The sequence below is a fragment of the Shewanella sp. MEBiC00475 genome, from assembly GCF_005234075.1.
GTDB lineage: Bacteria > Pseudomonadota > Gammaproteobacteria > Enterobacterales > Shewanellaceae > Shewanella > Shewanella polaris.
The window spans coordinates 4,433,906-4,446,360 of sequence record NZ_CP039928.1; the positions used below are offsets into that span (position 1 = coordinate 4,433,906).

At 38.9% G+C, this 12,455-nt stretch carries 11 protein-coding genes; 2 read left to right on the forward strand and 9 right to left on the reverse strand.

Going from position 1 to position 12,455, the window contains the following annotated elements:
* Positions 1-74 precede the first annotated feature (74 nt).
* From efp to FCN25_RS19665, 6 genes are all read right to left on the reverse strand, one after another.
* The gene (gene efp / locus FCN25_RS19640) at positions 75-635 is read right to left on the reverse strand and encodes an elongation factor P (protein ID WP_137227044.1); all 561 of its coding nucleotides are present in this window, start codon (positions 633-635) and stop codon (positions 75-77) included.
* Positions 636-684: 49 nt separating this feature from the next.
* Positions 685-1,872: an elongation factor P maturation arginine rhamnosyltransferase EarP gene (gene earP, locus FCN25_RS19645; protein ID WP_137227045.1), complete on the reverse strand. Its 1,188-nt coding sequence runs from the start codon at positions 1,870-1,872 to the stop codon at positions 685-687.
* Between the two features lie 88 nt (positions 1,873-1,960).
* Entirely contained in the window at positions 1,961-2,488 is a 528-nt protein-coding gene (fldA, locus tag FCN25_RS19650; RefSeq protein ID WP_137227046.1) for a flavodoxin FldA, read from the reverse strand.
* A 51-nt stretch (positions 2,489-2,539) separates the two neighbouring features.
* Entirely contained in the window at positions 2,540-2,812 is a 273-nt protein-coding gene (gene ybfE / locus FCN25_RS19655) for a LexA regulated protein (RefSeq protein ID WP_137227047.1), read from the reverse strand.
* Between the two features lie 8 nt (positions 2,813-2,820).
* Positions 2,821-3,042, reverse strand: coding sequence for a DUF2788 domain-containing protein (locus FCN25_RS19660; protein ID WP_137227048.1), 222 nt, complete (start codon positions 3,040-3,042; stop codon positions 2,821-2,823).
* A gap of 97 nt (positions 3,043-3,139) precedes the next feature.
* Entirely contained in the window at positions 3,140-3,913 is a 774-nt protein-coding gene (locus FCN25_RS19665; RefSeq protein ID WP_137227049.1) for an alpha/beta fold hydrolase, read from the reverse strand.
* A gap of 302 nt (positions 3,914-4,215) precedes the next feature.
* Between FCN25_RS19665 and seqA the strand changes: the two genes are divergently transcribed.
* Both seqA and pgm read left to right on the forward strand, forming a co-directional pair.
* Positions 4,216-4,842 (forward strand): replication initiation negative regulator SeqA, encoded by a 627-nt coding sequence (gene seqA, locus FCN25_RS19670; RefSeq protein ID WP_137227050.1) that lies wholly within the window; start codon positions 4,216-4,218, stop codon positions 4,840-4,842.
* 74 nt (positions 4,843-4,916) lie between these two features.
* The gene (gene pgm / locus FCN25_RS19675) at positions 4,917-6,560 is read left to right on the forward strand and encodes a phosphoglucomutase (alpha-D-glucose-1,6-bisphosphate-dependent) (protein ID WP_137227051.1); all 1,644 of its coding nucleotides are present in this window, start codon (positions 4,917-4,919) and stop codon (positions 6,558-6,560) included.
* A gap of 97 nt (positions 6,561-6,657) precedes the next feature.
* On the opposite strand, the gene katG is transcribed toward pgm, so the two are convergent.
* The 3 genes from katG to FCN25_RS19690 form a co-directional block, all read right to left on the reverse strand.
* Positions 6,658-8,838, reverse strand: a complete 2,181-nt coding sequence (gene katG, locus FCN25_RS19680; RefSeq protein WP_137227052.1) for a catalase/peroxidase HPI — start codon at positions 8,836-8,838, stop codon at positions 6,658-6,660.
* A gap of 237 nt (positions 8,839-9,075) precedes the next feature.
* The gene (locus FCN25_RS19685; RefSeq protein WP_254693689.1) at positions 9,076-10,476 is read right to left on the reverse strand and encodes a bifunctional diguanylate cyclase/phosphodiesterase; all 1,401 of its coding nucleotides are present in this window, start codon (positions 10,474-10,476) and stop codon (positions 9,076-9,078) included.
* Between the two features lie 458 nt (positions 10,477-10,934).
* Positions 10,935-12,347: a TonB-dependent receptor gene (locus FCN25_RS19690; protein ID WP_137227053.1), complete on the reverse strand. Its 1,413-nt coding sequence runs from the start codon at positions 12,345-12,347 to the stop codon at positions 10,935-10,937.
* Positions 12,348-12,455: the final 108 nt, after the last annotated feature.

Below are 12,455 nucleotides of genomic sequence, written 5' to 3' on the forward strand. Positions count from 1 at the left end.
AGCACGTAGTGCTGGCTTTTGCTGAGTTGACTTGTGTTATTACTATTTTACTAATAACCCATGTTAACTGGCGATTATACGCGCTTCTTGAACTCACCTGTGCGAGTATCAATTTCAATTTTGTCACCCACTTTAACAAAGTCAGCAACAGTAACAGTACCACCACCAGTAATGGTAGCTGGTTTCATTACTTTACCTGAAGTGTCGCCACGAGCTGAAGGCTCTGTGTAAATCACTTCACGTACGATGTGAACTGGCAATTCTACAGAAATTGCTTTGCCTTCATAGAAGGTCACTTGGCACATGTCTTCCATGCCATCAATGATATAGGTAGCAGCATCACCTAAGTTGTCAGCTTCTACATCGTATTGGTTATATTCACTATCCATGAATACATACATAGGATCGGCAAAATATGAGTAAGTACAATCAAGACGTTCTAAAATGATATCGTCTAATTTGTCTTCACCTTTAAAGGTTTGTTCAGTGCCAGAATCTAGCAATACGTTTTTTAATTTTAACTTAACGATTGCAGCGTTACGGCCAGAACGAGTTGTTTCAGTCTTCTGAACAACCCATGGGCTGCCATCTAACATGATCACGTTACCAGGACGGATTTCATGAGCAGTTTTCATTTCACTATTTCCTATATTTTGGGACTTTTTTTATTTATAGAGCAGTATCTTAGCTATTGTTAACGAATTGAACGAGTCGACTCGCAAGATCTGCATCATTTAACGCGTTAATTGGCCATTTAATAGCATGTTGCATTAAAGGCAAATTAACAGAAAGTAAGTGTTGCCAGTGCATTACTACCGCGTTTGTATTCCCTTGGTTGAAGGCCAAATTCACCTCAGACCAAGTAGTAGCAATTTCTGGAGCCAGATTATCGCAGTAAATTTGTATAAAAGCTTGTAATTTTACCAGGTGATAATCATCTTCTTGTGGATAAATGTGCCATATAAAAGGTTTTGCAGCCCATTGAGCACGTAAAAATGAATCTTCACCCCGCACAATATTAAAATCGCAGCTCCATAGCAAGCGATCAAAGCCATTTTGATCCGTCATCGGCAATATATGTAGGGTCAAGCTACCTATTATAAATTGTTGACCGGGTATCAAATCTTCAATGGCACAAGGTAATAAGCTTTGGATACTATTCAAACTACGCCCTTTAGGAATAAGCGCATGAACTGGAGTCGGTGAGGCTTGCCATAAATGACATAAAGCGGTTAATGCTTCTGTTTCATAACTAAAGACACTGATAACCGTATCTTGAGCATTAATACCTTGTAAACCCAGCTGCTTGAATAATGCTAATTTATGTTTAGGGTCAGCTTGCCATTCATCACGTTGGTTAAATAAATCACGTTCACAAATAAGACCACCCGTTTTAGCGCTAAAACCAGGGAAATAGAACCATTTTGTAACGCCATTAGGTTGTGATGATGGTAGCCCATGGCAACCATCAACCCAATCTTCAGCACTGAGGTATTCTAGGTTAAGCCAAGTTGGGGCATGGGTATCTGAGTGGTGATGCAGTTGTTCAATCTGATCCTTAACTTGTGAAGGTAATTCACAGGCGAAAGCTTCAACAACGACTTCCCCAGATTTAAATTCTATATCTAGAGGGTTATTCCATTGAAATATATTCACGCCACAAAATGATTGCTGTGCTTTATTAATATCAAGTTTAGGTAAAATATGTGAGAAACTTAGTAAGTCATCAACCCACAAATTAATCGGAATGTTATATTCTGCTACCAATTGTTTAGCCAAACGCCAAGTGACGCCTATATCACCATAGTTGTCGACAACGGTACAAAATATATCCCAATGATGTTGAGTTAAACAAGAACTATTGGTTGGCATATTGATGGTTACTTAACATTTAAAGGTAAACGTTAGACATTAAAAAGCGGCAATAAAGCCGCTTTTTATCATAAAAATATGTGCTTGGTTAGTCTTCTAACTCAGCTAAACACATTTCTTCATAAATTTGCTTAACCCAGCCGTCAACACGTTCTTCGGTTAGCTCTGGTTGACGGTCTTCGTCAATCCCTAACCCGACAAAGTGTTTGTCATCTGCCATGCCTTTAGATGCTTCGAAGTTGTAACTTTCTGATGGCCAATGACCAATAATGATACCACCACGAGCCTCTACGATGTCACGGATCATGCCCATAGCATCAAGGAAATATTCAGCATAATCTTCTTGGTCACCACAACCAAAAATAGCGACTAATTTGTCGGTAAAGTCAATTTGCTCAAGTTCCGGGAAAAAATCATCCCAATCACACTGTGCTTCGCCGTAATACCAAGTTGGAATACCAAACATTAACAAATCATATTCAGCAATTTGCTCTTTGGTACTCTTTGCGATGTCTTTGACATCGAGCATGCTTTTACCCAGTTTTTTCTGGATCATTTTGGCTACAGCTTCGGTGTTACCAGTGTCGCTACCGAAAAAAAGACCTACAGTTGCCATTGTCTATCCTTTAAATATCTAATTCGCGTTGTGCGATGTTCTAAAAACGTCTCAGTTGTCGAGTTGCTGTTGCAGAATAAATTCGATTAACTGGCTACGGCTGATGTTACTGTTCAAAGCTTGTTGGTTCAAGGCATCATACAAATCTTGTGACACTTTTAACTCTATTCGCTTTAAACCGTTAGCGCGATCACGCTGAATTTGGTTGCGCTTATTGATCTTTAATTGCTGATCTCGAGAAAGAGGGTTACTTCTCGGACGCCCTCGGCGCGTTTCTGCGGAAAAAAGATCAATAGTCGTTCTATCTGTTGTTTCTTTTGCCATTGTACTCTTTAACCGATCCCAGAGCCTTCCCAGGTCATCTGAATAATACCTTTTGCAATAAACCCGGCACAGCCAAGGAATAAAACTAACCAAACAATAAATCGACCAAATTTAGGCACATCACCTTGTTTAAGCACATCATGGATAGCCATGCCGATAAAAAAGAATATCGATGCAAAAAACAAGTTTAAGCCTACTGCTTCAATTTGTTCCATGTATTGGTTTAACATACTTCTACCTTCGCAATTAACTGTCTGGCGAAAAGAGGGCGAGAATATACCACATCACGTTGGCATCGGCTATATTCTAAAGGGTAAATATTAAAATTTACCCTTGGTTTTGTTCAATAAACTCGGACACAATACGATTAAATATTTCTGGCTTTTGTGCGTGTAACCAATGGCCTGTGCCATTCAATGTTTTAGCAATGGCATGGGGGAATTGACGCATAATGTCATCACGATATGCAGCCGTTATATAGTTTGAATCACCGCCACGTAAAAATAGTGTAGGCTTATTAAAATGACTGTCATTATTTAATGGCAAATCCCAACCAATAATATTGTCATAAGAATGAATTAACCCAGGTAAATTCATTTTCCATTCAAAACCGCTGTCAGTGCGTTGTAAATTCTTTAGTAAGAACTGAGACGTGGGCTCATCAATGCCTGCAGCCATTAAATGGGTTAATGCTGATTTTCGAGTGGTGGCACTGTCTAATACTAAACTGGTTAATCCAGCAAACACCGTTTGATGTTTTGGACTATATGCCACCGGAGCGATATCTGCTATGACTAAACTGATTACTCGGTCAGGATGCAAAAGTGCCATTGCCATTGCAATTTTTCCGCCCATTGAATGGCCAACAACATGGACTTGTTTAATCTGTAAATCGTCAAGTAGATCAATCATGGCATCGGCTAATTGTGGATAATCCATATTATCCCAATGTTCACTTAAACCATGATTGGGCACATCAACCCGTATGACTTGATGTTGTTTTTCCAGGACACGACTAAGATTTTTTAGATTATCAAGATTACCAAAGAGTCCATGAATTAACAGAACGGCTTCACCTTGACCGGAAGTTACATAATGCATACAGCAATAAGCTCGTTAAAACGATTAATGCTGAGGATTTTGCTGCAACTGGCCAGTCAAATCAAGTTTTGTGGCAGTCACAACAAATATTGCTTATATTTTATACTGCTTTTAATAAATTTTTAGTCATTTAATGCATATAATGATTTTGCTACTTTATTAGTAGGTTAAGCATGGCTTACACTGGAACGATATGTTTTGATCTCATTAATAATAATTTGATCTGCGATCCCTAATTAATCTACAGCAGCATGATATTGGCTCCAGTAGTGACAAAGACTGATAGAAAAAGGATGACTCTGATGAAATACATAGAAATTGACGAAGAACTTTATCGCTTTATTGCCAGCAAGACCGAACGCATAGGCGAAAGTGCTTCAGATATTTTACGTCGGTTATTGAACTTGTCAGTAGAAGATGTTGATATAAGTTTACCCATTGATATTAGTCAACCCAGTTTAGAATCTGCACCTGTACAAAATCGAGAACACGTATTTAATCAAGCTAAAATAGCGGTTGAAAAGGTTATTTCGGAACAAAAAATTCCTAGTCAACACAAAACATTAGATGAAAATTCCTTATCTACAGAAGTGATTGACTTTGACTCTATTGTAAATCAACATTTATTGAGCCAGCAAAAAGGTGCTGTCGGTCGCTTTATGTACTTATTAAGCAGCCTTGAAACAGTTGTTGGTAGTGATTTCGATAAAGTCTTAAATATCCAAGGCAAAGGTCGTTTGTACTTTGCTTGTTCTAAACAGGCATTATTAGCGTCAAGTAAATCTTCAAATCCTAAAGAAATTGCAACCAGCGGTTTTTGGGTTACGACCAATAATAATACTGCTAAAAAACAAAATATTTTGACCGAAGTGTTAGAACACTTGGGTTGTGATAGTGAAAAGGCCAAAATGATTGCTGAACATATTTAATCGGTGATTGATGTTATCCACACGGACAATTTTTTAGTTAGATAAAATAATGATTTGATAATAGGAGACTATAAGTGGCCATTCATCCACGTGCAGGACAGCAAGCTTTACAAACGGATTTAGTGAACATTCCTAAATTGATGAGTTATTATTATCGCATTATACCTAATGTGGAAGATGTTCAGCAAAAAGTGTCATTTGGGACATCGGGACATCGTGGTAGCTCGTTTAAGGCCAGTTTTAATCAAAACCATATCTGGGCCATCACTCAATCTGTGGTCGATTATCGACAATCTGTTGGTATTACAGGTCCTATGATTGTCGGTTTTGACACTCACGCATTATCTTATTCGGCATTTTTGTCTGTTATTGAAGTGTTAACTGCCAATCAAGTCAAAATGTTGATTCAAACAGATAATGGTTTTACGCCAACTCCTGTTGTGTCACATGCCATTGTCAGTGCTAACGTTAGTAAACCTTCAGCACTAACAGACGGACTTATCATAACACCATCACATAATCCGCCTAAGGATGGTGGAATTAAATATAATCCACCTCATGGTGGTCCTGCTGAGGGTGACATCACCAAAATCATTGAAACCAAGGCCAATGAATACCTTGCTAATCAACTTTCTGGGGTTAAAAAGGTTAATTACGGCGTAGCGGTTCAATCTGGTTGGGTTGATGAGGTTGATTTTATTGAACCCTATGTTGCTTCTCTTATTGATGTTGTAGATATGGACGCAATTAAAAAAGCTAATATTCGCATCGGTGTTGATCCTCTAGGTGGTTCTGGTATTTATTATTGGGACAAGATTGCAGCAAAATATGGCCTTGATATTACCTTAGTGAATAACAAAGTTGACCCTACATTTGGTTTTATGAGCCTAGACAAGGACGGCCAAATTCGAATGGACTGTTCGTCACCTTATGCCATGGCTGGATTATTAGCGCGCAGTGAAGATTTTGATTTATGTGTTGGTAACGACCCCGATTATGACCGTCATGGTATTGTTTGCCCAGGTTATGGCTTAATGAATCCTAATCATTATTTAGCGGTTGCGATTGATTATTTAATGACACATCGCCCACAATGGTCTGCTTCATTGGCCGTTGGAAAAACCTTGGTGTCTAGTGCAATGATTGACCGCGTATGTAACGCGTTGGGTCGTCACTGTTTGGAAGTACCCGTGGGCTTTAAGTGGTTTGTAGATGGCTTGGCACATAGCACCATTGCTTTTGGTGGCGAAGAAAGTGCTGGTGCCGCATTTTTAAAACGAGATGGCAGCACATGGTGTACCGACAAAGACGGGTTTATTTTGGCCTTGCTTGCCGCTGAAATTTTAGCGGTAACCGGTAAAACGCCTGCACAACGTTATAAAGAATTAACGGATCAGTTTGGTGAGAGTTTTTATAGTCGTATCGATAGCCCTATTAGCCTTAAGAAAAAAGCCAAATTTGAACAATTAAACGCTGATAGCTTTAGTGATACCCAATTAGCTGGTGAGGCTATTACCGCAATATTAAGTCATGCGCCAGGTAATAATGCTGCCATTGGTGGCATTAAAGTCACTACTGAAAATGGTTGGTTTGCCGCACGTCCTTCTGGGACAGAAGCTTTGTTTAAAATTTATGCCGAAAGCTTTATTAGCCAGCAACATCTAGATGACATTATCACTCAAGCACAACAAATGATTGATCAAGCACTAAAAGGTTAATTAATCTTCTATTGAGTTGATTAATTGAAATAAAAAAGCACTGTTGAGTATTCACAGTGCTTTTTTTATGACTCGTGGTCATTGGATAGACGTTATATTAAATTAGATCAAATCGATCTGCATTCATCACTTTGGTCCAGGCTTTAACAAAGTCTTTAACAAACTTTTCCTTAGCATCATCTTGAGCATACACTTCGGCATAAGATCTCAATATTGAGTTTGAACCGAAGACTAAGTCAACTCGAGTGGCAGTCCATTTCATCTTGCCTGTTTTGCGGTCAATTATGTGATATAAGTTATTGCCTGCAGGTTTCCAAGTGTATGACATGTCCGTTAAGTTTACAAAAAAGTCATTTGTTAACACACCAACATTGTCAGTAAATACACCGTGTTGAGTGTTATCGTAGTTGGTACCTAATACTCGCATACCGCCCACTAATACCGTCATTTCATGTGCGGTTAAGCCCATAAGTTGGGTACGATCAAGCATCATTTCTTCTGGTTGAACGATATAGTCCTTCTTTTGCCAATTACGATACGCATCGTGCAATGGCTCTAACACTTCAAAAGATTCTATATCTGTTTGTTCTTGTGTGGCATCACCACGACCCGCTGAAAATGGCACTTTTACATTAACACCTGCAGCATGGGCTGCTTTTTCAACCGCAGCAGTACCACCTAACACTATTAAGTCTGCAATACTGACTGGTTTCGCTAATCCAGCTTGAATTGTCGTTAAAGCATTTAACACTTTTTGTAATCTTGCCGGTTCGTTACCTTGCCAGTCTTTTTGTGGCGCTAAACGGATACGCGAACCATTGGCACCACCACGATAATCTGAGCCACGGAAGGTGCGGGCACTGTCCCATGCAGTAGCGATCAGTTCTGCATCACTTAATCCACTAGATAAGATCTTAGCCTTTAACTCGCTAATTTCTTGCTCTGTTAAGCTATAGTCAACTTCTGGGACTGGGTCTTGCCAAATTAACTCTTCATTAGGGACTTCGGTACCAAGATAACGACTTTTTGGCCCTAGATCTCTGTGGGTTAACTTAAACCACGCCCGTGCGAATACGGCTGAAAAATATGCAGGGTCTTTATAAAAACGATCGGAAATTTTACGATATTCAGGATCAATTTTCATCGCCATATCGGCATCTGTCATAATGGGATTCAAGCGAATTGATGGGTCTTCAACGTCTACAGGTTTATGTTCTTCCTTGATATTAATTGGTTCCCATTGCCATGCACCTGCAGGACTTTTTTTAAGCTCCCAATCGTAATTAAGCAATAGTTCAAAGTAGCCATTGTCCCATTGAGTTGGATGTGTGGTCCACGCACCCTCAATACCACTGGAAACTGTATCTCGGCCAATGCCACGACTGGTCTTGTTTAACCAACCTAAACCTTGGTCTTCAAGTTCAGCACCTTCAGGATCTGCTTCTAAATTTTCTACATTGCCGTTACCATGACATTTACCTACTGTGTGGCCACCAGCGGTTAGGGCGACGGTTTCTTCGTCATTCATTGCCATACGTTCGAACGTGATACGAATATCATTTGCTGTTTTTTGTGGGTCAGGATTACCATCTACACCTTCCGGGTTGACGTAAATTAATCCCATCATCACAGAGGCTAATGGATTTTCAAGGTCTCGTTCACCTGAATAACGACTGTTTTCTGAGTCACTCGTCGCTAACCATTCTTTTTCTGAACCCCAGTATATATCTGTTTCTGGGTGCCAAATATCCTCACGACCACCAGCAAAACCGAATGTTTTGAGCCCCATAGATTCATAGGCAACAGTACCAGCTAAAATGATCAAATCTGCCCAAGAAAGTTTATTGCCATATTTCTTTTTGATTGGCCAAAGTAGTCGGCGCGCTTTATCGAGGTTAACGTTATCTGGCCAGCTATTGAGTGGTGCAAAGCGTTGATTGCCTGTTCCTGCTCCACCACGACCATCAGCAATTCGATAAGTCCCGGCTGAATGCCAAGCCATGCGGATCATCAATCCACCATAATGGCCCCAATCTGCAGGCCACCAGTCTTGGCTGTCAGTCATTAACGTGCTCAAGTCTTGTTTAACTGCAGTGAGGTCGAGACTTTTGAAAGCTTCGCGGTAATCAAATGTTGGATCCATTGGATCGGTCTTTGTATCATGTTGGTGAAGAATATCGAGGTTGAGTGCTTTGGGCCACCAGTCCATATTGTTGGTTTCGTTCGACGTATTGCCGCCATGCATAACAGGGCACTTGCCTTGATTGGATTTGTCCATGATATATTCCTTTATAATTAAACTCGAAAAAATAAACTGACTAAATTTGTTAAATACTAATATTGAATAAATAGCCTAACTTATCGTCATTACATATAAAAATGAAATTTTTAGGTTCCACTAATCGGTTTTATTGATATATAAATACTTACTAATAAATTCTAATGTTATTTAACCAAACCATAGTTCATGACTGATGAGATTAAGTTATAATTACCGGTTAAATTATGATCTAGATCACCTAATCAGCTCATTGATTTGTAAAGCTTTGTCATGAGGAATATGCCCTTTATTTTTGATAAAGTTTCTGAAATCTTTTGTTGGCATAGGTTTAGCGTAGTAGTAACCTTGAGCTAAGTCACAACCCAATGATTTGAGGATATTGACTGTCTCTAATTGTTCTACACCTTCAGCTACCACCACACATTCTAGGTGTTGCGATAAAAATATCACTGATTTAACGATGGCTAGATCAGCATCTTTATGATGAATATTACTGATAAAAGAACGATCAATTTTAATTTGTTTAACGGGCAGGTCACGTAATAGTTCTAGGGATGAAAATCCGGTACCGAAATCATCAATACTGAACGTTCCGCCTGCTGCAGTAATCACTGCCATGGCTGTTTTAACTTGTTCAATGTTAGTCATCATCGCACTTTCGGTAATTTCAAACATGACTTGTTGTGATGAAAGGTTATTCTTTAGTAATGCGCTCGTTTTCTCGATAAGCTTTGGATCTTGCAAATCTTTCGCGGATAAGTTGATATGAATACACAAAGATACACTCAGGGAGTCAAAATATTCCATGTCTTTTGATACTTGCAGCATAACCCAATCGGTTATCTGGTTTATCAGTGTCGTTTGTTCGGCAATATGTATAAATAGGTTAGGTGCGGTATAACTTCCATCTGTTCGAGGCCAGCGAATAAGCGCTTCAACACCATACAGATTATTGTCACTAAGGTTAATAATAGGTTGATACCAGAGTTCAAACTCTTGATTTTCAATAGCGCGTTTTAACGAGGCACTAATATTGACTTTTTCAACAGCATTGCTTTCAAGGGTATTGTCATAGAGGGTATATTCAGTTGCCATTTTTTTACTGGCATACATAGCAATATCAGCTTGTTGTAGTAGTTGACCTATTTCACTCGCCTGGCTTGGATAATGACTAACACCAACACTCGCACCCACTAATAAATCATAACTCTCAATGCAAAATGCACTCTCTAGCGCATGATGAATAGCATTGATTGTTTCTTCTACTTTTGGTAATTCGCTTTGAGTGACAATCACGGCAAATTCGTCCCCGCCTAATCTAAATAACTGGGCGTCATGGGGTAACTGTTCAGCCACATTGTTACCGACTTCGATTAACAGTAAATCACCATAATAGTGTCCTAATGCATCATTGACTTGTTTAAAGCGATTTAAATCAATCATTAATAGACTAAATGGTAAACCAATTTTGACATGATGACTTAATGAATTCATTAAGTATTGGCGGTTTGGTAAGCCTGTTAAGCTATCGTGTAGAGCAATAGTTCGTTCATTGATGATCAGTTTTTCAACTTTCAGTAAACTCAATAAACTTAGCCGAGTCACTAAGACCACAAATGCACCACCAAACAACATGATGATACAAAATATGACATCGGATATTATAAAATCAGATTGTTTACACAGGTAATAAAATATCCCCATATAACCCAATACGAAAAAGATGATCTGTGCTCTAAGAATGCGCCAACCACTAGTATTATCCTTAATACATATTTCATTTACTGATCTTAAGCTGAAGACCAGCATACTGATCCCTAATATAACCATGGATAAAGATAATATCTGTAACAATCGCAAGTTCCTATCGTTAAAAGGGACGGGTGAGTTAACATTTCTTAAGTCGTAGTGAATGGATAATGGAGAAAAATTATCTGTAAAAAAAATGGCTAACCAAATTAGGTTAGCCATTCTATAAGATAGTGTACTAAATCGTTTTTTGCGTAATAAAACTAAAAATGAAATCAATTAATGATAAGAGATTTAACTTAGTGATAGCAACGCAGTGATAGCGTCACATTTATATGCTGTTATTATCCACGATAGCCGAATAATTTTTGTTCCATAATGACCTTACTGACAGCTTCTGGAACCGCGTCCACCCATTCTCCTTGACCTCGACAAATTTGCTGTAAAATTTCACGAGAAAAAATATTGAACAAATCAGGATTGCTAGATTCAATACTGGTGATAAAACCATTATCGATTACATGGCGGAATAAATAGCGTAGATTATTGGGAACACTGACAGTATTTAAGTCATTGAGCTCGTCTTTTTCATCTCGTTCGGGGTAGACAAACAAGCGGGTATTATCAGGGAATAACTTACCAAAGGCTTCGAGAATACCGCCTTCCATACCACGATAATATTCTTCATCAAAAATCTGTTTAATATTAACAATGCCCACCACGATACCGATTTGTAATTGGGTATATTGACGGAAATAAGCACGTAATGAGAAATAACGAGTGTAGTCCGATATCATTACGTTGTAACCTAAAACATTCAGTAACTTGACTCGCTCCATGATGTCTTTTTCTGTCATGTTGGCGTCTTTACCGTGTAGATCGTTTAACGAAATTTCAGCGATCAAAACAGTATTTTTATTATTAACACCTTCGAGCAAGGAAAAGGCTTTATAGCCTTGCTCTATCATATCGACATTGAGATTAGTCACTGGTTTAAATGACCCGCGAATGGTTAATACATTCTTTTTGTAAAGCATATCGGCTGGTATAGCGACATTACCATCTGCTTTGAACATGATAGCGCGGGTTTTCCAGCTGCGAATAAGATGAATGTTTTTTGCCTGATTGTCGACATCTTCAAAGTAGGGACCTTGAAAGTCGATACAGTCAATTTCTATTCGATTGGCTTTCAAGCTGTCGGTTAACGAATCAATAATTTTCTTTGGGTCTTCAAAATAGTAGTAACTGGCGTAAATTAGGTTAACCCCTAAAATACCTAACGCTTGTTGTTGTGCTTCTGCACTGTCATCAAACATACGAACGTGAACGATTATATTAGACGGTTCGGCACCTGGGTACATTTGAATACGCACGCCACACCATGCATGGCATTCGTTTTTACGATTAAAACTTTTGGCCGATACAGTAGTGGCATAACTAAAATAACGCGATGATTTTGAGCGTACACTGCCAACACGATCGACAACGAGATCGAATTCTTGTTCCATCATGGCTAATACACGGGCCTTACTCACATATCGGCCATCTTCTTGAACACCATAAATGGCATCTGAGAATTTCATATCGTAGGCCGACATGGTTTTCGCTATCGTTCCTGCTGCAGCACCCGCAACAAAAAAGTTACGCGCGACTTCTTGACCAGCACCAATCTCGACAATGGTTCCGTACTTTTTCTCGTCTAAATTTAAACGAAGTGCTTTTTCTTTTGTGCCACGAGAACTGACTTGCTTATCCATAATAAACCCACCCGGTAAAACATTGAAATTTTTAACTTACTGATAGCAATGTTATAGCAAGTTAAAATATGTGCCAGTGCTGAATGGAAATTAGTGTCGATATAAGAT

Excerpts from the sequence above, each read along its gene's own strand:
- efp (WP_137227044.1), bottom strand. The coding sequence starts at position 635 with ATGAAAACTGCTCATGAAATCCGTCCTGGTAACGTGATCATGTTAGAT.
- earP (WP_137227045.1), bottom strand. The coding sequence starts at position 1,872 with ATGCCAACCAATAGTTCTTGTTTAACTCAACATCATTGGGATATATTT.
- fldA (WP_137227046.1), bottom strand. The coding sequence starts at position 2,488 with ATGGCAACTGTAGGTCTTTTTTTCGGTAGCGACACTGGTAACACCGAA.
- ybfE (WP_137227047.1), bottom strand. The coding sequence starts at position 2,812 with ATGGCAAAAGAAACAACAGATAGAACGACTATTGATCTTTTTTCCGCA.
- FCN25_RS19660 (WP_137227048.1), bottom strand. The coding sequence starts at position 3,042 with ATGTTAAACCAATACATGGAACAAATTGAAGCAGTAGGCTTAAACTTG.
- FCN25_RS19665 (WP_137227049.1), bottom strand. The coding sequence starts at position 3,913 with ATGCATTATGTAACTTCCGGTCAAGGTGAAGCCGTTCTGTTAATTCAT.
- seqA (WP_137227050.1), top strand. The coding sequence starts at position 4,216 with ATGAAATACATAGAAATTGACGAAGAACTTTATCGCTTTATTGCCAGC.
- katG (WP_137227052.1), bottom strand. The coding sequence starts at position 8,838 with ATGGACAAATCCAATCAAGGCAAGTGCCCTGTTATGCATGGCGGCAAT.
- FCN25_RS19685 (WP_254693689.1), bottom strand. The coding sequence starts at position 10,476 with ATGTTGTTTGGTGGTGCATTTGTGGTCTTAGTGACTCGGCTAAGTTTA.
- FCN25_RS19690 (WP_137227053.1), bottom strand. The coding sequence starts at position 12,347 with ATGGATAAGCAAGTCAGTTCTCGTGGCACAAAAGAAAAAGCACTTCGT.